The 20,245-nt window shown below is 68.6% G+C and carries 18 protein-coding genes and 1 pseudogene; 5 read left to right on the top strand and 14 right to left on the bottom strand.

The annotated features are described in order from the left end of the window. Window positions 1-55: 55 nt before the first annotated feature. From abc-f to ACWCO2_RS15260, 3 genes are all read right to left on the bottom strand, one after another. The gene (gene abc-f, locus ACWCO2_RS15270; protein ID WP_450128350.1) at window positions 56-1,693 is read right to left on the bottom strand and encodes a ribosomal protection-like ABC-F family protein; all 1,638 of its coding nucleotides are present in this window, start codon (window positions 1,691-1,693) and stop codon (window positions 56-58) included. A gap of 249 nt (window positions 1,694-1,942) precedes the next feature. Next, complete coding sequence (locus ACWCO2_RS15265; protein ID WP_450128349.1) at window positions 1,943-2,596, bottom strand: response regulator transcription factor; 654 nt, start codon at window positions 2,594-2,596, stop codon at window positions 1,943-1,945. Beyond that, on the bottom strand, window positions 2,593-4,428 hold the full coding sequence (locus ACWCO2_RS15260; RefSeq protein ID WP_450128348.1) for a sensor histidine kinase: 1,836 nt from the start codon (window positions 4,426-4,428) through the stop codon (window positions 2,593-2,595). Before ACWCO2_RS15260 ends, ACWCO2_RS15265 begins: the two co-directional genes overlap by 4 nt. Before the next feature lie 206 nt (window positions 4,429-4,634). Between ACWCO2_RS15260 and ACWCO2_RS15255 the strand changes: the two genes are divergently transcribed. Both ACWCO2_RS15255 and ACWCO2_RS15250 read left to right on the top strand, forming a co-directional pair. Continuing rightward, window positions 4,635-5,342, top strand: a complete 708-nt coding sequence (locus tag ACWCO2_RS15255; RefSeq protein WP_450128347.1) for an ABC transporter ATP-binding protein — start codon at window positions 4,635-4,637, stop codon at window positions 5,340-5,342. After that, complete coding sequence (locus ACWCO2_RS15250) at window positions 5,339-7,570, top strand: FtsX-like permease family protein (protein ID WP_450128346.1); 2,232 nt, start codon at window positions 5,339-5,341, stop codon at window positions 7,568-7,570. The genes ACWCO2_RS15255 and ACWCO2_RS15250 overlap by 4 nt, the downstream gene beginning before the upstream one ends. Before the next feature lie 393 nt (window positions 7,571-7,963). On the opposite strand, the gene ACWCO2_RS15245 is transcribed toward ACWCO2_RS15250, so the two are convergent. From ACWCO2_RS15245 to ACWCO2_RS15225, 5 genes are all read right to left on the bottom strand, one after another. Beyond that, a complete protein-coding gene (locus ACWCO2_RS15245) occupies window positions 7,964-9,202 on the bottom strand; it encodes a nitric oxide synthase oxygenase (RefSeq protein WP_450128345.1) in 1,239 nt (412 codons plus the stop codon). 294 nt (window positions 9,203-9,496) lie between these two features. Next, window positions 9,497-9,934: a GNAT family N-acetyltransferase gene (locus ACWCO2_RS15240; protein ID WP_450128344.1), complete on the bottom strand. Its 438-nt coding sequence runs from the start codon at window positions 9,932-9,934 to the stop codon at window positions 9,497-9,499. A gap of 27 nt (window positions 9,935-9,961) precedes the next feature. Further along, window positions 9,962-10,309 carry a YybH family protein gene (locus tag ACWCO2_RS15235; RefSeq protein ID WP_450128343.1) on the bottom strand — a complete coding sequence of 116 codons (348 nt, stop codon included), beginning with the start codon at window positions 10,307-10,309 and terminating at the stop codon, window positions 9,962-9,964. Between the two features lie 50 nt (window positions 10,310-10,359). Beyond that, entirely contained in the window at window positions 10,360-11,004 is a 645-nt protein-coding gene (trmB, locus tag ACWCO2_RS15230) for a tRNA (guanosine(46)-N7)-methyltransferase TrmB (RefSeq protein ID WP_450128426.1), read from the bottom strand. A gap of 119 nt (window positions 11,005-11,123) precedes the next feature. Next, the gene (locus ACWCO2_RS15225) at window positions 11,124-11,681 is read right to left on the bottom strand and encodes a hypothetical protein (RefSeq protein WP_450128342.1); all 558 of its coding nucleotides are present in this window, start codon (window positions 11,679-11,681) and stop codon (window positions 11,124-11,126) included. Window positions 11,682-11,870: 189 nt separating this feature from the next. Here ACWCO2_RS15225 and ACWCO2_RS15220 point away from each other — a divergent pair, with 189 nt between their 5' ends. Then, window positions 11,871-12,338 (top strand): universal stress protein, encoded by a 468-nt coding sequence (locus ACWCO2_RS15220; RefSeq protein ID WP_450128341.1) that lies wholly within the window; start codon window positions 11,871-11,873, stop codon window positions 12,336-12,338. A 531-nt stretch (window positions 12,339-12,869) separates the two neighbouring features. Here the strand turns inward: ACWCO2_RS15220 and ACWCO2_RS15215 are convergent. From ACWCO2_RS15215 to ACWCO2_RS15195, 5 genes are all read right to left on the bottom strand, one after another. Then, window positions 12,870-13,592: a hypothetical protein gene (locus ACWCO2_RS15215; RefSeq protein WP_450128340.1), complete on the bottom strand. Its 723-nt coding sequence runs from the start codon at window positions 13,590-13,592 to the stop codon at window positions 12,870-12,872. Further along, complete coding sequence (locus ACWCO2_RS15210) at window positions 13,589-14,536, bottom strand: ABC transporter ATP-binding protein (protein ID WP_450128339.1); 948 nt, start codon at window positions 14,534-14,536, stop codon at window positions 13,589-13,591. Before ACWCO2_RS15210 ends, ACWCO2_RS15215 begins: the two co-directional genes overlap by 4 nt. A 209-nt stretch (window positions 14,537-14,745) precedes the next feature. Further along, window positions 14,746-15,546, bottom strand: coding sequence for an HAD family hydrolase (locus ACWCO2_RS15205; RefSeq protein WP_450128338.1), 801 nt, complete (start codon window positions 15,544-15,546; stop codon window positions 14,746-14,748). Between the two features lie 51 nt (window positions 15,547-15,597). Next, entirely contained in the window at window positions 15,598-16,254 is a 657-nt protein-coding gene (locus ACWCO2_RS15200) for a response regulator (protein WP_450128337.1), read from the bottom strand. 232 nt (window positions 16,255-16,486) lie between these two features. Then, on the bottom strand, window positions 16,487-17,680 hold the full coding sequence (locus ACWCO2_RS15195) for a sensor histidine kinase (RefSeq protein WP_450128336.1): 1,194 nt from the start codon (window positions 17,678-17,680) through the stop codon (window positions 16,487-16,489). A gap of 145 nt (window positions 17,681-17,825) precedes the next feature. On the opposite strand from ACWCO2_RS15195, the gene ACWCO2_RS15190 reads away from it, so the two are divergent. Both ACWCO2_RS15190 and ACWCO2_RS15185 read left to right on the top strand, forming a co-directional pair. Next, complete coding sequence (locus tag ACWCO2_RS15190; RefSeq protein WP_450128335.1) at window positions 17,826-19,361, top strand: dynamin family protein; 1,536 nt, start codon at window positions 17,826-17,828, stop codon at window positions 19,359-19,361. A 113-nt stretch (window positions 19,362-19,474) separates the two neighbouring features. Then, entirely contained in the window at window positions 19,475-19,804 is a 330-nt protein-coding gene (locus tag ACWCO2_RS15185; protein ID WP_450128425.1) for a nucleotide exchange factor GrpE, read from the top strand. A gap of 201 nt (window positions 19,805-20,005) precedes the next feature. Here the strand turns inward: ACWCO2_RS15185 and ACWCO2_RS15180 are convergent. After that, a pseudogene (locus ACWCO2_RS15180) lies at window positions 20,006-20,245 on the bottom strand (IS1380 family transposase); the annotation flags it as partial.

Raw genomic sequence — 20,245 nt, 5'->3', positions numbered from 1 at the left:
TCATTGCCCGAGGGGCCCGAAAGCCAGATGGCCGACCTCTACCGGGTGCAGGCCGTCATGCCTCCTCCGGCGCTCCGGTCTCGGTCAGACGACCGCCGTCCAGCCGGAGCCAGCGCTCCACTCCGATCTCCGCCAGGAACCGCTCGTCGTGGCTGACCACCACGAACGCGCCTGCGTAAGCGTTGAGCGCGCTCTCCAGCTGACCAACGCTGACCAGGTCCAGATTGTTGGTGGGCTCGTCGAGCAGCAGGAGCTGAGGCGCTGGCTCCGCACTCAGAACGCAGGCCAGCGTCGCGCGCAGCCGCTCACCACCGGACAGCGCACCGATCGGAAGATGCACGCGGGAGCCCCGGAACAGGAAGCGCGCGAGCAGGTGCATTCGCCGCGACTCCGGCATCCCCGGTGCGAACTGGACCAGGCTCTCCAAAACCGTGCGGTCCAGGTCCAGGAGATCGAGTCGCTGGGACAGGTAAGCGATCCGCCCGTCGACCCGCTTGATCTCGCCGCGCTCCGGCGCCACCTGGCCTTCCACCAGGCGCAGCAGCGTGGACTTCCCGGAACCGTTCGGGCCGGTCAGCGCGATCCGCTCCGGTCCCTTGATCGCCAGGTCCAGGCCCTCCTCCGCGAAGATCTCCCGCTCGCCGCGGCGGGCCTGCATTCCTTCGCCGAGGAACACCACGCGCCCGGCCGGGACGCGGGTGCCCGGCAGGTCGAGCGCGATCTTGTCGTCGTCCCGCAGCGCTCGGCTCGCCTCGTCGAGGCGGGTTCTGGCTTCGTTGACCCGGTTGGCGTGCGTCTCCTTCGCCTTGCCCGCGGTCTCCTGAGCCCGCCGCTTCAGCCCGCCGGAAACGATCTTCGGCAGTCCGGCGTTGCCGATGTTGCGAGCCGCGTTGCTGGCCTTGCGCTCAGCTCGTTCGCGGGCCTGCTGCATCTCCCGCTTCTCGCGCTTGAGCTCCTGCTCAGCGTTGCGGACGTTCTTCTCCGCAACCTCCTGCTCAGCGCGCACGGCGTCCTCGTACTCGGTGAAATTACCGCCGTAGAAGCGGGTTTCGCCGCTTCCGAGCTCGGCGATGCGATCCATCTGGTCGAGCAGCGAGCGGTCGTGGCTGACCAGCAGCAGGCAGCCGTTGAACTCCTCGAGCACGCCGGCGAGCTTGCGCCGCGCATCGCGGTCGAGGTTGTTGGTCGGTTCGTCCAGCAGCAGCACGTCGGGGCGCTTGAGCAACTGCGCGGCGAGACCGAGCGAAACCACCTGGCCGCCGCTGAGGGTGTGCAGCTGCCGGTCGAGTTGGACGTCGTCGAGGCCGAGCCGGTCCAGTTGGACGCGAGTGCGCTCCTCGATGTCCCAGTCGTTGCCGATGGTGGCGAAGTGCTCCTCGTCGACGTCGCCGGATTCGACGGCGTGCAACGCCTTGATCACCGCGGACACCCCCAGGACCTCGGCGACGGTCAGGTCACCGACGAGCGGGAGGGTCTGCGGCAGGTAGCCGAGCACGCCGTTCGTGGACGCGGTTCCGCTGCTGGGCCGGTATTCGCCCGCGATCAGCTTGAGCAAGGTGGATTTTCCTGCCCCGTTGGGCGCGACGAGGCCGGTGCGGCCACTGCCCACCGTGAACGACAGCCCGTCGAAGACAGGTGTGTCGTCCGGCCAGGAGAAGGAGAGGTTCGAGCAGGTGATGAACGCTTCGGACATGCGAGAGCCCTCGGATGCGATGCGGGCGCGCTGAGGCAACCCGGTGGTGAACGGGGAAACGTGACATGACGGAATCGCCACCGCGGCGGCGCTGCGCGCCTGCCCGTGGCTGATCACTACCGGGAATCACCCGGAGATGTCGTCGTCCCCTGCCACTGCCGCTCCTCGGTTCACGATCACTTGCAGGTCGTGAGCCTAACAGCAGCCAACCCGGATCGCGGACTCATTTTCCGGCCGCAGAAGCAGCTTTCACTCCCCGTCCATCAAGCCGCTGCGCCAAGCCCAGGCCGCCGTCTCCACCCGGTTGCGGGCCTTGATCTTGCTCTGCGCGGAGGCGAGGTGGGTCTTCACCGTCGACAGGGACATGAACAGCTCCTGCCCGATCTCGCCGTTGGTCAGACCGCGCGCGGTCGCCCGGACCACGTCGAGCTCGCGCTCGGTGAGATCCACTTGCGGGACCGCTCGGCGCTGCACCTGCGGCTGTGAGAAGTGCTTGAGCAGTCGCACCGTGATCTGCGGCGAGACCAGCGCATCCCCGCGCTGGGCGGCTCGGATGGCCTCCAGCAGCAGCGTTGGACCGGCGTCCTTGAGCAGGAATCCGCTCGCCCCGTTGCGCAGCGCGCGGTCGACGTACTCGTCCAGGTCGAAGGTGGTCACGACCACGACCTTGATCGGGTCGGCCACGTCGGGACCGGCCAGCTGCTTGGTCGCCTCCAGTCCGTCGATGCCCGGCATGCGGATGTCCATCAGGCACACGTCCGGCTGCTTCTCCCGCGCCACCCGAACCGCGTCCACGCCGTTGGCGACATCGGCGACCACCTCGATGTCGTCCTGGGACTCCAGGATCATTCGGAACCCAGCGCGCACCAGCTCCTGGTCGTCGGCGATCAGCACCCGGATCATCGCTGTCCCTCATCTCCGCTCTGCTCGTCCAGCGGCAGCACGGCTTCTACCCGCCAACCGACGTGTTCGCCCGGCCCGGCGTGGAACTCACCGCCGAGCAGCTCGATCCGCTCCCGCATCCCGACCAGACCGTATCCCCCCGACCCACCGACGGGTTGGCGGCGCACCCCAGAACCGTCGTCGGTGATCAACGCGTACAGATTCGTGGTGTCGGCCCACACCCTGACCTGGACGTAACTCGCTTCCAACGCGTGCTTCTCCGAATTCGTCAGGGATTCCTGCACCACGCGCAGCGCGGAGCGCGCCACTTCCTGGGGGACCGTCCGATCCACCAGATCGACCTTCAGGTCCACCCGAGTCTGATCGGTGTGCTCGGTGGTGTGGCGCTGGGCGGATTCCACCAGCGCCCGCAGGTCGGCCTCGAGGTCGGTGGTGGCCTGTTCCGTCGCGGCCGAAGCCCCGGCAGGTTCAGTGCTGCGCATGCTCCCCACCAGCCGCCGCATCGCGGTCAGCGCTTCGGTGCCGCTGTCCGAGATCCGGGCGAGGGCTTCGGTCGCCGCCTTCGGGTTCTTCTCCGCCACCATCTGCGCTGCCTGCGCCTGCACCACGATGCCGGTGACGTGGTGCGCCACCACGTCGTGGAGTTCGCGCGCCAACGCCATCCGCTCGGCATGCTGCGCACTCTCCACCGCGGAGTGCACGGACCGGGCCCGTTCCCCGTCCCTGGCGCGGAAGTACATCCCGGTGCCGACCGAGATCACCAGCAGCAGGCCGCCCATGAACAGCGGCGAGATCAGGTCGCGCGTGAGACTGTCGTTGAAGAAGGTGCTGGTGCCGCTGTACGCGGGGGTCATGAACAGGGCGAACAGCGTCGTCCCGACCAGCACGCCGGTGGCCTCGATCGCCCGGCGGATCTCCGCGTGGCGGACCGCGTAGGTCACCAGCAGCATGCCCGCTCCGGTCGCCGCGATGGACACCGGTCCCAGCAGGTTCCCGCGGCTGCCGGTCAACCCCAGCAGCCACATCGCCAGGACCGTCAGCCCGATCGTCGCCGCCCCCAGGTAGGCGGACTCGATGGGCCGCCTCGGAGCGAACGCGGCGAGCACTGCCAAGACCAGACCGTTGAGCAGCACCACCAGGTTCGACAGGAAGGACAGTTCGCCGTTCTTGCTGAACTCCAGGAACAGCAGGATGCTCAGCGCGGCCATCACCGGCCACTGGCGGCGCATCAGCTCCTGCATCGGCGAACCCTGGAAGCGCCTCCGGCCGGGCCAGTTACCGCGCAGGTAGAGACCGGTGCCGGTGACCAGGAGCAGCTGCAGGAATCCGAAGGACAGCGTCTGCTCGAAGTCGCCGCCCCCGTAGTTCGACGCCTCCAAGCGGACCACGACCGAGGCCAGGCAGGCCAGCACGAGCGTGGCGGTGACCGGGATGGCTTTGCGCAGCGGGCTGGATTTGAAGGTGTAGAGCACCAGCAGCAGGCCCGCGGCGTTCTCCGTCGGCAGGATCTCGTCCAGGCCGAGCGTGTGGACGTGGACCCTGAGCACCACGAGCACCGCGGTGTTGCCGAGCAGGACCGCCGCCGCGAGCAGTCCGCACCGGACCGGGTACCGCCGGCCGAAGACGGCCAGCAGCGCCATCGCGGTGATGCCCGGGATCAGCAACATCCCGTACCGGTAGTGGCCGGAAGAGCTGATCAGCACCAGGGAGTCGCCGGCCCAGATCAGCCCGAGCAACGCCGCGAAGATCCACTGCTCGCGCAGCAGGCTGCCGAACCGGCGCCACCAGGGCGCGTCCGATTCGGTTCCCGTCGCCGTCACGAAACTGCTCACGCTCAAACCGTAGACGGTGCGCTCATCCGAGCGCCTTGGCCGATCGGTCCGAACAACCTGGCCGATAGGCCGACCTCCGCCGAACGATCAGCGGCCCGCAGGCCGATCCGAAAACTGCTGCCGCCGACCACTCTTGATCGCAATGCGGCGGCCCGCACCCAGCGGCGCCCCATCACGACAGCAGTGCACACGAGCAGGAGGCAGACATGTCGGCTCCCTTGGCCGCGCAACGGCCCGGCGATCCGTTCCTGGTGGGACGGGGGCTGGTCAAGAACTACGGTGCGCACCGCGCCCTGGCCGGGGTGGACGTCTCGTTCCGCGCCGGTGAAGTGGTCGCGATCGTGGGGCCGTCCGGGTCGGGCAAGACCACGCTGCTGCACGTGATGGCCGGCATCCTGCGCCCGGACGGCGGTGAGGTCCTACTCGACGGGCACCGCATCGACCAGCTCGGCGAGACCAAGCGCAGCGCGCTGCGCCGCCACGAGTTCGGGTTCGTGTTCCAGCAGGGCATGCTGGTCGGCGAGCTGACCGCGGCCGAGAACACCGCGCTGCCGCTGCTGCTGGCCGGGGCCAACAGAAAGCAGGCCATGGCCGGTGCGCGGGACTGGCTGGGGCGGCTCGGCCTCGGCGGGCTGGAGGACCGGCTGCCCGGTGAACTCTCCGGCGGCCAGGCTCAGCGGGTCGCGATCGCACGGGCGCTTGCCCACCGACCAAAGGTGATCTTCGCCGACGAGCCGACCGGGGCGCTGGACACGCGCACCGGCGAAGAGACCACGCAGGCGCTCTTCGAGGCTGCGGCCGCCACCAATGCAGCAGTGGTGATCGTGACGCACGACCGCGACCTGGCCGCCAAGGCCGGCCGGGTGGTGGAGATCCGCGACGGACTCATCGCCGGCGGGGTGATGGCCGCATGAATCCGGTGCAACTAGCGCTGCGGGTGCTGCGCGTTGATTCGCGCAGTCGCCTGTCCGCAGTGCTCACCGCCGCGGGAGTCGCGGTGGCCACCGCGTTGATCCTGTTCCTAGCGACGCTGCCGAACGCCACCGAGGCCCGGCTGCAGCGTTTGGCGTGGCAGGAAGGCTCGGCGAACCAGTCCGGCGTGACGATGGCCAGCCGGGACTTCTTCGAGAACCAGACCATCGCGCGGCTGGACGTCTCCGGCAAGGCCGAGCCGGGCACGGGCGTGCCGGACTACCCCGGTCCTGGCGAGGTGTTGCTGTCGCCGCGGCTGGCCGAACTGGCTCAGCAGCACCCGAGCGGTGAACTCGCCGACAGGTTCGCCGGCAAGGTGATCGGCACGCTCGACGAGAGCTCGCTGAAGTTCCCGGAGCAGCTGGTCGCCGTCGTCGGGCACCCACCGGGAACGCTGGACGCGGAGAAGGCGGCCCTGTCCGGCTCGGCGGCGATCGACAACGGCGACATCATGCTGGAAATCCTGGCCGGCGTGGGCATCGTGGTGCTGGCGATCCCCAGCATGGTGCTGGTCGCCTCGGCCGCACGCCTGACCGCCGCACGCCGGGAACGCCGACTGGCCGCGCTGCGGTTGGCCGGTGCCACGCCGGGTCAGGTGATCGGCGTGGTCACCGCGGAGACGGCCGTCGCCGCCGTGGCCGGCACCGTCGCGGGCCTGCTGCTGAGCTGGCCGCTGCGCTACCTCGGCATGCACATCCCGTGGGGCGGCGGCACCTGGCTGGCCAGCGACTTCACCCCGTCAGCGGTCACCGTCGCGCTGCTCGGCCTGCTGATCCCGACGCTGGTCGTGCTGGCCGCGGTGCTGGGCCTGCGGCGGGTGGTCCGGACGCCGATCGGCGCGGCGATGAGCCACGCGCGGAAGCGTCCGAAGGCGTGGCGACTGCTCGCGCTGGTCGCTGCGGGCGGCGTCTTCCTCATCGGGCTGTCCTCCTCCGACGGGACCGCCGGCATCGGGCTCCTGCTCGCTTCGCTGGCTGCGGTGCTGCTGTCCGCGTCCGTCGTCGGTCCGTGGCTGACCGGGATGATCGGTTCGCTGTTCGCCAAGATGTGGCGGAAACCGTCGGTGCTGCTGGCCGGCAGGCGGTTGAGCAGCGATCCGCAGGCCGCCTACCGCTCGGTGTCGGGCATCGTCCTGGCGGTGTTTGTCGGGACAATGGCGCTGACCCTGCTGCCCAGCTTCGAGGGGTTCGCCGGCGGTGGCCGCTCGTTCAAGGACTCGGTCCTCTACCTGGACACCCCGACAGCGCTAGCCGTTGATCAGGAAAAACGCATCAAGGACCAGTTGGCCAGCAGCGGCGCCGACGCAACGGTCGTGCGCGCTGAGCGGGTCGTCGTGGAGAAGTCGGAGAACGACAGCGTCTTCGGGATCGTGATCAACTGCCGGGATGCCGCCGCGGTGACCCGCCTCGACGTCGGGGACTGCGCCGGCCCACCGTCGATCCGGACCCCGGGCGCCCAGGAGCTGCCGAGCTCGGGCATGCGGATCCAGGCCTACCCGACGCAGGGCACCTCCTCCGTCGACGAACTGCCGACAGTCCCGCTGCCCGAGGGAGTCCCGGTGCACCAGCTGGGCGGAAACCAGGACCAGGATCTCGACTCCACGGTGCTGATCGACCCCGCGCTCGTCCCCGGGTTCGGCGATCAAGGGGAATCGACCCTGGCCGTCAGCCCGGCAACCGATGCGGACCGTGAGAAGGTGCGCACGGCGCTCGCAGTGGCCCTCCCCGGGGAGAGCTTCAACAGCCGTGAACTGCGGCTCTACGACCAGCAGACGATTCTCGGCGACCTCAAGCGGGTCACCGCGATCGGGCTCGGGCTGACCGCCCTGCTGGCCGGGTCCAGTGCTGCGATCACCGCGGCCTCGTCGGTGATCGACCGGCGACGGACCCTCGCCGCGCTGATCGCCGCAGGCACCCCAGTCCGGATGCTCGGCCGAGCGCTGCGCGCCGAAACCGCGCTGCCCGCGTTCGTCGCGACGATCGGAGCGGGCGCAGCCGGGATCGCGGTCGCGGCCGGGATCTTCGGCCTGTTCACCGAAGAACTCCCGGTGGTGATCAGCGGCTGGCTGTTCGCACCGGTAGTGATCGGCATGGTCGTCGCGGTGATCGCGGCCGCCAGCAGCGGTCCGATACTGCGCCGAATCGGCGCGGAGCGCATCAGCGAGGAGTAGACCAGCGGCAGGTCGGTCGGTGTGCGGGCACGGTCGGAAACGGCCGTGCCCGCACACGTCTTTCCAGAAGGCCGAGTCCGGGAAGCCGAGACCGAACAGCCCAGTCCACCCAGCCGATCGGCCGGTCCGGCGGCTCGCAGGACTGGCCGATCGGCCACCCGGACCGACCACCTGACCGATCCGCCAGACCACCTGAAAAGGAGACGCTTGTGGTGTCAACGGGGAAGGGGCGCAGCGAGCGGAGCGCCAGAGCCAGGAAGGTCGGGGTCGAAATGTTCACCACCACGTTCTCCATCATCGGAGCCGTCCTCGCGATGGCCGTGCTGCTGCTCATGGCGCTCAGCTCGATCCTGCTGGAGCAGTTCTCGGCGCACCGGAGCTCGGACGAGTCGATCACTCACCGAACGGCTCAGTACCCAGGAAACGCCGGTTCAGCCGGGCCAGTTCGTCGTAGCGGGGTCGCCTCGGCTCGGGCGACGGGTGGTCACGCAGTGCTCCCTGGCGGGCACGCTGGCTCGCTTCCCTGCTGACGCTGAACATCGGCCGGGATGCGCTGGTGCGCGGACCGGAGCGCAACCAGGCCAGCCGCTGCAGAGCCTCGCTGTGGTGGTCGGTGATCGTGACCCGCGCGGAGTCGAACGAGAACAGCACGGCCCGGTTGATCTCGACGATTGCCCGGTCCCGCCACAGAGTTCGTTCGGTCGAGGTGTCCATGCCCAACCGCTCGGCGACGTGCCTGGTGACGCCGTAGGCGTTCTCGTCGGCCAGCCCGCGGGTGCCGATCTCGGTGCCCACGAACCAGGTGTTGAACGGCGCGGCCGGGTACCGGATACCACCGATCTCCAGCTGCATGTTGCTGATCAGCGGAACGGTGTGCCAACGCAGTCCCAGCTCCACGAACCACGGGTGATCCGGATGCTCCAGCGGAACTTCCTGAACCACATCGCGCGGCAGGGTGACCAGCTTGATGCCTTCGTGGGCGGTTTCCACGACCAGCGGCAGGTGGTCGAAGCGGCCGCGCTGGTTCGGCGGTTTCCAGCCCATTCGCTGCACTTCAGCGGTGAAGCCGCTGTAGCGGGCGTCGCCGAGCACCCCGCCGCTGGACATCGTGTAGCCCGCGTAGCGCACCACCTGTTCGTTCCAGATGCGCGGACCGGAGGTGCCCGGAGCGTCCGGGGCGAAGACGGTGATCATCGGCTGGATCCGGCCGGCGTTGGTGGCCAGGCGCAGGTGTTCGAAGCACTCGCTGGCGATGGCCGAGGCGTTGCACAGCCCGCGCAGGTCGCGGACCTTCAGCTGGCGCCACGAAACTCCGCTGGTGCACCAACCGCTGTCGCGGAGCGCGACGCGGGCACCGTAGGCGAGTTCGGGACCGGTGTGTTTGTAGGTGCCGGTTTCGGCGATCGAGTGGCGCACTTCGACGAGCCGTTCGGCCAGCGACCCGGCCTTCGGGTGCGCGTCGTGGAATGCGCGTAGGAAATCCTCGGCGGCCGAGACGTCCGTGGTCGAATCCGCCCGGACGAACGCGGCCGGTGAACCGCCGCCGGGCTCGCCGACCTCGCGCACACCGTCGAGAACCGGCTCCAGCGGGCGTTGCTGGATCAGGATCACTTCATCACGGGTAACCGTCACGGGCCGGAAACGTAGTCGCGATCGGTGCTTACTCGTCACTCCAGCGGCACTCTTCTTTCCGGTGAACTTCCAGGCCACGATCGCAGCCAAAACCACCGGACGTAAGCACCTTCGAGCAATCGGCACCCAAACTTGATCGCTCGATCAAGTGAATTGTTATCTGTTGATCTTCAGATTCGGCGATTCCGATGCTCGCGCCGGAGGCGAGTTGCGGGGCCCGGAAAACGCCAGCCGCTCACGTCCAGAACGGCAATGCTGACGGCGCGACCGACCAGAGCAGATCAGAACAGGCGCTCAGGCGGGCGTCCGCACCATGAACACGTCCACCGGATCCTCGGATTCGAGGGCGAACCCGTGCCGCTCGTACAGCCGTCGGGCCGGACTGCCCTGCAGCACGTTCAACCGGACCAAGGCGCCGTCGCGGTCGCACCGCTCCAGCAGCCAGCGCAGCACTCCCGAGCCGATGCCACTGCCCTGCAGGTGCGGGGCAAGGTAGAAGTGCTCCAGCCAGTGGGCGTCGTCGGCCGGCCGCAGGGCCACACAGCCAGCGAACGTGCCGCCCACTTCGATCACCTGGGTGCACGACGGATCGAACCCGTCGCGCAGCCGTTGCCGCACGCGCTGCTCGTCGTACCGCCCGAGCCGCTCCAGATCCGCCCGCAACACCACGGCGCGCAATTCCGCTACCGCATCGACATCCGCAGCCGAAGACGGTCGAACATCCCAGCTCACCACGACCGGCACGCTACTGCGCCCGAGCTAGACACCCAGGTTCGGCTGGTCGATGACCCATCGCCAGCTGCCGTCCGGCTGGCGGCGGGCCACCTCGACGGTGGCACCGCCACCGGCCAGCAGCACCGAGGTCAACGCCAGATCCCCGTTGCGGATCGGCGGTTGCGCAGCACCGGGAGCGAACTGCGGAGAACCCGCCACGATCTGCTCGTAAGTAGCGCGGATCGCCACGTGCCCGACGGCGGGCCCGGCCGGCGTGACCAGGACCGCGTCGGGTTCGTAGAGCTCCACCAACCCGTCCACGTCCCCGGCGTTGAGTCGCTCCAGGACGAACCGGTTGAGGTCTTCCGGGCACTGCGCACGCTGACGAGCCATCGTCGTCCTCCTTCTCTGATGAGCGGAGGATGCCAGCGGGCTACGACAGATCAGATGCGTTCGAAGATCAGGTCGTGGATGACCCGGCCCTCTTCGTGGGCGCGGTTCTCGAACTTCGTGACCGGTCGCCATTCCGGTCGCGGCGCCCAGCCGTCCGGCTCGTCGGCGTAGCGGTTGTGCAGCTGCGACTCGCCCTGGCAGACCTCCATCATCTGCTCGGCGTAGTTCTCCCAGTCCGTGGCCAGGTGCAGCACACCGCCCGGCTTGAGCCGCGAGGCGATCAGCGCCACGGCCTCGGCCTGGACCAGCCGCCGCTTGTGGTGGCGCTTCTTCGGCCACGGGTCGGGGAAGTAGATGCGGACCTCGTCCAGCGAGCCCGGCTCGAGGTGGTCGCGCATCAGCACGATCGCATCGCCGCGCAGCAGCCGGAGGTTGCTGACCTCGAGCTTCTCAGCGCGGAGCATGAGCTGGGCCAGGCCGGGCTTGTAGACCTCGACGGCCAGGTAGTTGGACTCGGGCTGGGCGGCCACCAACTGCGAGGTCGTCTCGCCCATGCCGGAACCGATCTCCAGCACCACCGGCGCCGTCCGGCCGAACCAGGACGTCACGTCCAACGGGCCTTCCGGCAGCGCGGTCACCTCGGTACCCATCTCGGGCCAGTAGCGATCCCAAGCGCGCTGCTGGCCCACCGTCATCCGCTCGCCTCGCTGGACGTAGCTCACGACGGTACGGCGGAACGGAACCTGCTGGTCAGACGCATTCACGAGGACTCAGTATCGCAAACCGGCTGCCCGTAGAAGCACCGCGGTGCCGGTCACCACGATTCGATCTGCGCGAGCATCGCCACCAGCCCGGTGACACCCCGGACCGGGATCGCAACGGGCTCGGGATCGCGGTGCGCGGGCAGCACGTTCAACCAGCCGTTGTGCTCGTCGGTGAGGGCCACGGTCGTCGGCATCTGCATCGGGGCGCGGTCCGATGGCGCGTACTCCCAGTACCCGGCTTCACCGGCGCCGGCCCAGGGCACGAACACCCAGCCCGGGCGGGAGCGCAGGGCCGCGTGCACCTCGTCCTCGACCGCGAACGCCGACTCGCGCGACGGGAGCTCTCCGCGGTCCAGCGCGCGTAGCCACCACGGCGCGGGCAGCCGCCGCTTGGCGCCGTGCAGCTTGCGGAACAGTTCGAGCACCTGCCGCTCGGGCGCGGTGTGGATCCAGCTGCGGCGCAGCGAAGCGGGCTTGGCCGCTTCCAGCGCCGGTGGGTGAGCTTCGGTCGCCAGCGACCACTCGAGTCGTGGCACCGGCTGGAGCTGCACGTCGTCCGCCGCACGCCCCTGACCGCTCCGGATGACCGAGCCTTCGTTCGATCGCACCGTTGGCCCACCCTTCTGCTGTTGAGAAAGTTGCGAGCCGCTAACTCGCCCTAGACCAGCTCATGCCCCAAGCAACGCTGGTTCGGGACAGTCCCTACTCAATGCATTACCACAACGGACGCGTTCAATGACAACATGTGGTCAACTGTGCCTTAATTCACAAGATTCGAACCGCTGGGGTGGAGAGAGATGGCTGACCAAACGATCCAACGAGTCGAGATCGACGGTGGCGTCGTCGTCGGCGTCGACAGCTCCGCGTCCTCGCTGCGAGCGCTCGTCCTGGCCGCGGGGGAAGCCAGACGCCGCAACGCCGCACTGCACGTGGTGCGCGCCTGGAGCCTGCGGACCGCCCCGCGCCCGGCGGACTGCCCGCCGAGCGTGATGCCGAGCATGGACGAGTTCCAGAAAACGGTCCGAGCGGACACCGAACGCCTCGTGGACGAGAAGCTCGGCGACCACAGCGACCTCCGAGTGGAGTTCCACATCGTCCACTCCCCATCCCCTCAAGCCCTGCTCTCCGCCTCAAGAGGAGCAGACCTCCTGGTCGTAGGCCACAGAGGCCGAGGAGGCTTCGCAGGCCTAATGCTCGGCTCAGTAGCCGAGCAATGCGTCCGCCACGCAGCCTGCCCAGTCCTAGTAGTCCGCCCCAACGTCTAACCACCAGACAACCTGCCAGGGACTTCCGCTTCTGGCCACCGGCCTGGGTCTTGGACTTTCAGCGTTCGTCCTGGCGAGGACGGCCCAACTGCCGTGTATTGGCATACATCAAGTTGGACACCCGCAGTCCAGGCGGGCGCTGAGGTTCCGCCACCGGCACCGCCACGCAAATCAGCCGCTGAAAATCCAAGAAGAAAGCACAGGGCCCGGGCCATCCCCCGAATGACAGCCCGGGCCCTCCCCCGTCCCGACCGCCGGCGCCCCCGAGCGCTGCTGCAGTCGGTCGATTTCACTTGTGCTCACCAGCCGCGCCATCGCCGGACCCCGCAGAAATGTCCATTGGGGACACTCCGGAGCGCGGCGATCTTGCACGTCGCGTGGGCGACGGCAGCGGCTCGATCTTGCCCTCGATCTTATCGGTCGACGTGATCAGACTCTCGGCCGGGCTGGGTAACGTTTTGCTATCCGCCGCCCAGCTGGGCATTTCCAGAGTTGATCATGGTGGGTTCCACCAAGATCGATCAGTGCTGGTCAGGCGTCCCTGCGTCGCACGACGACCAACGCGATCACCCAGATCGCGAGCACGACGCCCGCGAAGTACCCGAGCGAGCCCCACGGCCCCAGCGGCATTCCGTCCATGTCGCCGCCACCAGCCAGGAAGTTGCTGGCGTGGTTGAACGGCATCCACGTCTGGATGTCCTTGCCGACCTTCGGGATCAGGCCGACCAGGCTCTCCAGCAGCAGCGACCAGATCAGCAGCAGCGTCACCGCACCGGCGGTCTGCCGCAGCAGCGCGCCGACGGCGACCGCCAGCACCGCGCCGAGCGCGAACACCAGCCCGACGCCGGCGACCATCCGCCAGTCGTCCGCAGTGGTCAGAGCCAGATCCGAGCCGGGTGCCAGCAGATTCGACACACCCCACGAACCGAACGCCGCGATCTCGCCGAGCACCAGCGCCACCAGCGCGACCAGCACCGTCTTGGCGACCAGCGCGGCGGTGCGGTTCGGCACCGCGAGGAAGGTCGAACGGATCGTGCCGAAGCGGTACTCGGTAGTGATCGACAGCGTCGCCAGCACCAGCACCACCATCAGGCCGAACTGGTGGCCGACCTGCGTCATCGGCACCGACATGTCGTCCAGCTGGGACGCGAACAGGCCCGCGAATCCGATGGTCAGCGCCAGGGCGAGCGCGGAGCACCACCACGCCGAGCGGGTGGAGAAGAGCTTGATCCGTTCCACGGCGAGCAGGGTCATCGGGCCACCCCCGGAGCGATCGGCGCGTTCGCGGGCGCACCGAGATTCGTCTGGTATTCCACGGAATTGCTGGTCAGCTGCATGAAGGCGTCTTCCAGCGAGCTGCGCTGCGCGGTCAGCTCGTGCAGCACGATCTGGTGCTGCGCGGCGAGCTCACCGATCTGCTCGGTCGCGGCGTCGTCGATCACGAGCGTGTCGTTGCCGGTGGCGCGGGCACTCAGGCCCTGCGCGGCGATCAGCTGCTGCAAGTCGGCAGAGCGCGGCGAACGCACGAGCACGGCCTGCGAACCGGCGTTGTCCACGAACTGCTGGGTGCTGCACTGCGCGATCAGCTCGCCACGGCCGATCACCACGAGTTCTTCAGCCGTCAGCGACATTTCCGACAGCAGGTGGCTGGAAACGAAGACGGTGCGGCCTTCCGCGGCCAGGCCCTGCATGAACCGGCGGATCCAGTGGATGCCCTCCGGGTCCAGGCCGTTCACCGGCTCGTCGAACAGCAGGATCTTGGGGTCGCCGAGCAGCGCGCCGGCGATGCCGAGCCGCTGCGACATGCCGAGCGAGAAGCCCCCGGCGCGGCGGTTCGCAGCCTCCTCGAGGCCGACCATGCCGAGCACCTCGTCGACCCGCTTCTGCGGAATCCCGTTGGATTTGGCCAGCCAGCGCAGGTGGCTGCGCGCCGAGCGGTTCGGGTGCACCCACTTCGCGTCGAGCAGCGCGCCCACGGTGCGCAGCGGGCTCTTGAGGTCCTGGTAGCGCTTGCCATCGATGCGGACTTCGCCCGCGGTCGGGCGGTCCAGGCCGAGAATCATCCGCATGGTGGTGGACTTGCCGGCGCCGTTCGGGCCCAGGAAGCCCGTGACCTGGCCGGGCTTCACCGTGAACGACAGGTCGTTCACCGCGACTTTCGAACCGTAGCGCTTGGTGAGGCCGATCGCCTCGATCATGATCACTCCTGTTGCCGAGGACAACGCTGGGCGGCCCTCTCCGGGCCACTTGGTCCAGATTGCCCGGCTGGCGAGTGAGCCCGCATCGGACCGGCGTATCGACTTGGGATCAGACCCGGGTCGTAGTCCACCCTGACCAGAGGATGACCCGCTGACCAGGTCGAAGATCAAGATCTTCCCAATTTTAGGGAAATTTGGAGTTTTCCGGTTCAGCGGAACCAGCGGTCGAGGACGGTGGGCAGGCCGTCTTCAGCGACCGGACCGGCCACCTCGTCGGCCGCCGCGCGGACCGACTCCGGGCCCTGGCCCATCGCCACGCCGTGCGCCGCCCACCGCAGCATCTCGATGTCGTTGCCCCCGTCACCGGCGGCGAAGGTGTCCTCTCTGGGCACGCCCAGTTCGGCACGCAGCTTCTCCAGCGCGGATCCCTTGGACACGCCCTGGGGCGTCACGGTCACCCACGGTTCGTAGTGGTCCAACGTGAAGGTGCACGACGGCAGTTCGACGCCGGAGAGCCGTTCGGCGAGTTCGGCGGGGCTGCGGCCGATCCAGCTGGCGATCAGGCGCGGCACCCGGAGCGCGGCCATTTCGTCCACTGTGGTCAGCAGTTGCTCGCCTTCCAGCTGGCGCGGCGGGAATTCAGCGGTCACCCGGTTGCCGACACCGAGGTTCTCGGCAGCGAAGATCGCACCCGCCAGCCGGTCGGACAGCTCCGCCAGCACCGCCTCCAGCTCGAAGGTCTCCGTCGACACCGCTTCCCGGGCGGCCACGTCCACTAGCACCGCACCGTTCGAGCACAGCGCGAAACCGCTGGTCAGCTCGAGTTCGTCCAGAACGGGAGCGGTGCCGAGCACGGTCCGACCGGTCGAGATGACGACCTGGCTGCCGGCGTCGATCGCGCGGTGCACAGCGGCTTTGACGGCTGCCGAGATCTGCCCGGTATCCGGGTTCAGCAAGGTTCCGTCGACGTCGAGGGCGATCAGTCGGGGTTTCCACGCGGCGTCGGTCACCCGGGCAGGCTATCCTCCGGAACGGGCGTTGTGGCTGGTTGGAGGCGAAGTTCACGCCTCGCCGGGTTTGACCAGACCGGTCTCGTAGGCCAGCACCACCGCCTGCACCCGGTCCCGGAGGTCCAATTTGGACAGAATGCGGCCGAGGTGGGTCTTCACGGTGGCCTCGGACAGGAACAGCTTGCCCGCGATCTCGGTGTTGGACAGGCCCTTCGCGACCAGCACCAGCACCTCGCGCTCCCGCTCGGTCAGCGCATCGAGCACCGACGCGTCGCGCAGCTCGCCGCCACCCTCACCCAGGAACCGGTCGAGCAGTCGCTTGGTGACGCTCGGCGACACCACCGCGTCGCCGCTGGCCACGGAACGCACCGCGCTGACCAGGTTCTCCGGCGGGGTGTCCTTCAGCAGGAAGCCGCTGGCCCCGCTGCGCAGCGCCGACAGCGCGTACTCGTCGAGGTCGAAGGTGGTCATGACCAGGACTTTCGCACCATCGGCCGCGACGATCCGGCGGGTCGCCTCGACGCCGTCGAGCACCGGCATCCGCACGTCCATCAGCACGACGTCCGGGCGCAGTTGCGCGGCGAGTTCGACGGCGTCCGCGCCGTTGCCCGCCTCGCCGACGACCTCGAGGTCCTCCTGCGCGTCGAGCACCATCCGGAACCCCATGCGCATGAGCTCCTGGTCGTCCACCAGCAAAACCCGAGTCATGCCCCAGACCGTAGCCGTGCCCCTCACGCCCAGCGGTCCGGGTGGCTCCGCGGATCACAGTTTCAATTGAAACTGTGGTCCCACGGCGTGTCCGGCGCCCGACATGCCGACGTGTGCCGGTGCCCGACATGCCGGTGGTTGTGGACAGGTTCTGGGTGCCGTGGAGAACTTCCGCGATTTCAATTGGAAATTGGACGTCTGATTTCCATTGAAGTTGCGTGCCTCCGGGGGGTCAGTCGTGCTTGGGGAGGGGTAGGGGGATGGTGGCGTGGACTCGCCAGCCGCTTTCGGGACGGGGGCCTGCTTCGAGGGTTCCTCCGTAGACCACTGCTCGTTCGCGCATGCCGATCAGGCCGTTGCCGCCCGAGGCGAGGCCGCTGGGCAGGGATGTCGTGCCGATGTTGACGATCTCGATGTCGATCTGCTGGCCGTCGTTGATGGCTCGGACTTCGGCTTTTGCTCCGGTTCCGGCGTGTTTGACCACGTTGGTCAGGGATTCCTGCACGATGCGGTAGACGCTGAGGCCGATCCCTGCGGGCAGGGTGGTGAAGTCGCCGGTCAGCTCCAGCGAGGTCGTGACGCCGAGACCGAGGACGCGGTCGACCAGATCGTGCAGGTTGGCGGCAGTGGGCTGCGGGATGCGGCCGGGTTTGTGCTCGTCCGGGTTCCGCAGCACACCGAGCAGTCCGCGCAGTTCGTTGAGCGCGTCCCGGCCAGTGCTGCCGATCGTCTGCAGCGCCTGCTCAGCGAGTTCCGGCTTCTTGCTCAGGGCGTAACTGGCGCCGTCGGCCTGCGTGACCATCACGCTGACCGAGTGCGCCAGGACGTCGTGGATCTCCCGCGCGATGCGGTTGCGCTCCTCGGCGACGGCGATACGGGCCTGCTGGTCGCGCTCGAACTCCAGGTTGCGCAGCCGCCGCTCCACCTCCGCGAGGTAGGCGCGGCGGGCGCCGATGAACTCACCCAGCACCCAGCAGAAACCGCCCAGCATGACGAGGAACAGGAGCTGGACGATGAGCAGCTGCACCAGATTGTCGGTCGTTTCCAGGCCGGTGAACAGCTGGATCAGGAACAACGCACCGACCAGCGCCGTGTACAGCGCCGCGATGCGGCGGCTCGTGTAGGCGACCAGCGTGTAGATCATCATGCACGGAACCAGGGTCGCTATGGCCGCGTCCTCACGCCCGAGTGCTAGGAGCACCACCCCGAGCAGCACCGCGTAGGCCGACTGGACTGGCCAGATCCGCCGGACGGCGACCGGCGCGGTCAGCACGAGACCGATCGGGATGGCCAGCCAGAGCGTCAGGTGGTTGTTCTTCTCCGCCTCGTTGCCCGACTCCGCGATGTAGAGCAGCAGCATGAAGGCGGCGATCGCCCCGTCGCCCACCACTGGATGCGCCTGCAGCCACAGGCTCAGTTTCCGCACGCGCCCGAGCCTAGAGCGGTCCGACCTGCGGTGACGTCATGCCAGCGGCTCGATTCGCATCCACCTGTGGTCGTACGCACGCCCCCGACGAGGGACAGCTGCGTGGCAGGATGTAGCAGTTGACATCCGCGTCGAAAGGTCCGCGTTGAGCACCGCACCCGAGCAGCACTTACCCGGCCCGCTGTCCGCGGCGGTCGCCCGGTTGTGCACCGGTCTGCAGCCGCAGGTGTCCGAGCAGACCGCGGCGGGTTTCGCGGAAGTGCTGCGCCGGTTGTCCGCGCCGCTGCAGGTGGCCGTCGCCGGGCGGATCAAGTCCGGCAAGTCGACGCTGGTCAACGCGCTGATCGGACGCCGGGTGGCGCCGACCGACGTGGGCGAGTGCACCCGGCTGGTGACCCGCTTCCAGTACGGCACGGTGGACCGCGTCGAGGTGATCTTCCGGGACGGCAGCAAGCAGGCGGTGCCCTTCGACGCCGACGGCGGCATCCCCGCTGACCTGGGCGTGGACATCGACGAGGTCTCGCACCTGGAGGCCTACCTGACCAACGCGGTCCTGCGGGATCTGACGGTCATCGACACCCCGGGCCTCGGTTCGCTGGACGCCGCTTCGGTGGCGCGCACCGAGGAGCTGCTGGGCGCGAGCAAGAACGAGGGCGACGATCTGGATCCGGTGTCGCGCAACGCCGTCGCCGGGGCCGAAGCCGTGCTGTACGTGGTCACGCAGGGCGTTCGCGCTGATGACGAGCACGCGCTGGCGTCGTTCACCGCTGCCACGGCCAGCCGCGAGGCCGGGCCCGTCAATGCGATCGCGGTGCTGAACAAGGCCGACACCATCGAGGCGAGCACGGTCGACGGCGCCGACGACGACGTGTGGAAGGCCGCGACGCTGCTCGCCGGCAAGCAGGCCGACCTGCTCAAACCGAAGGTCGCCGACGTGCTGCCGGTGATCGGGCTGCTCGCCGAGACCGCGGAGTCGGGCGGGTTCACCTCCAACGACGCCGAGGCCCTGCGTGAGCTGGCGAAGCTCGACGAGGCGACGCGCGAAACGCTGCTGATGTCGGCGGACCTGTTCACCAGCTGGGAGTGCGACGTTCCAGCCGGTACTCGCAGCCGCCTGCTGGAGCGGATGGACCTCTACGGGATCCGCTGCGCGCTGGAGACCATCGATGCGGAACCGGAGATCACCGCGGGCTCGCTGCGGCGACGGCTGCTGGACTCCTCCGGGCTGGCTTCGGTGCTGAACCGGCTGGACACGGTGTTCCGCGCGCGGGCCGACGGGATCAAGGCCGCGGCCGGGCTGGCGTCGGTGACCGCGCTGTCGCACACCTCCGGTGATCCAGGGGAGCGGCAGCGGGTGCGCGACGCGATCGAGGTGCTGCTGGCCAAGCCGGAAGCTCACCAGCTGCGCGTGCTGGAGGCGTTGACGCTGGTCGCGGCGGGTGCGGTGTCGATGCCGACGGACCTGGCCGAGGAGGTCATGCGGGTCGGCAGCAGCAACGACGCCGGTGAGCAGCTCGGACTGGCCGGTCGCCCACGCAACGAACTGACCGACTACGCGCTGGAGCGGGCGAACTGGTGGCGCTCGTTCTCCTCGTTCGGCGCGACCCCAGCGCAGAGCCGCATCGCGCACGTGGTGCATCGGGCGTACTTCCTGCTCTGGCAGCAGCTGCGGTCCGGGTGAGCGCGATGTGGGGTCGACAGCGGCGGAAGAATTCACCTGAAAGTGGAACCGAGCAGGTGTCCACTCCGTCCGATACCGAAGAGGGCAGTTCGGACGTGGAGTTGGGGACAGACATGATCGCTGCCGTGACCGCTGATCCGCTCGACCAGGCACTGGCCGAGCGCGCGACCCTGATCCAGCTCTGCATGTACGCCCTGGACAGAGCCCGGAGCACGGGTGTGGTGGAGCGGCTGGCCGAGGGCATGAGCGCTATCGGTGTGTCCTCGCTGAGTCCCGACGGTTCCCGCTTCGATCCGGCGCTGCACGAGGCCGGCGGCACGCTGCCCACCGACGACCCGGCGCTGGACGGCGTGATCGCGGAGACCGAGGTGCTCGGCTTCGCCGACCGCGACCGCGTCCTGCGCGCCCCGATCGTCACCGTCTACCAGCTCCGCAAGCCCTGATGTTTTGCCTGCTCAGGCACCGTGAGTCTTTTGGGTGACTATACCCGGATCCACCGAGCTGGTTTTGGCGTGGGGTTGTTGATCAAGATCTGTGGGTGTTGATCAACGATCCTGGTGGTGGGTGTGCGGGGTCTGCCGGCCTGGTGGTCCGGCTTGTCCACGTCTGGTTTCCGGTCGGCGCCCTCGGGCGGGGTGGTCAGGTTAGGCCGCAGCCGGTGGGGAGTGGGTTTTGGTGAACAGGCTGGTGAACGCTTCGGCCCAGGCCCAGCCGGTGGGGAGGTGGAGCACGATGCGGCGGGCGGAGCGGGCGATGCGGGCCGGGATCGTGACGAGGTGCCGGCGTAGCGTGGCGGTGCGGGCTTTGGCGTGAAACCGCGACGCGAGAGTCCCTGCGGCGCGCATCAGGTTGTGGGTCAGGGCGGCCAGGGACAGCCAGGCGCC

This window comes from Saccharopolyspora sp. NPDC002376, assembly GCF_053593195.1.
This window is presented reverse-complemented; position numbering and strand designations above follow the sequence as displayed.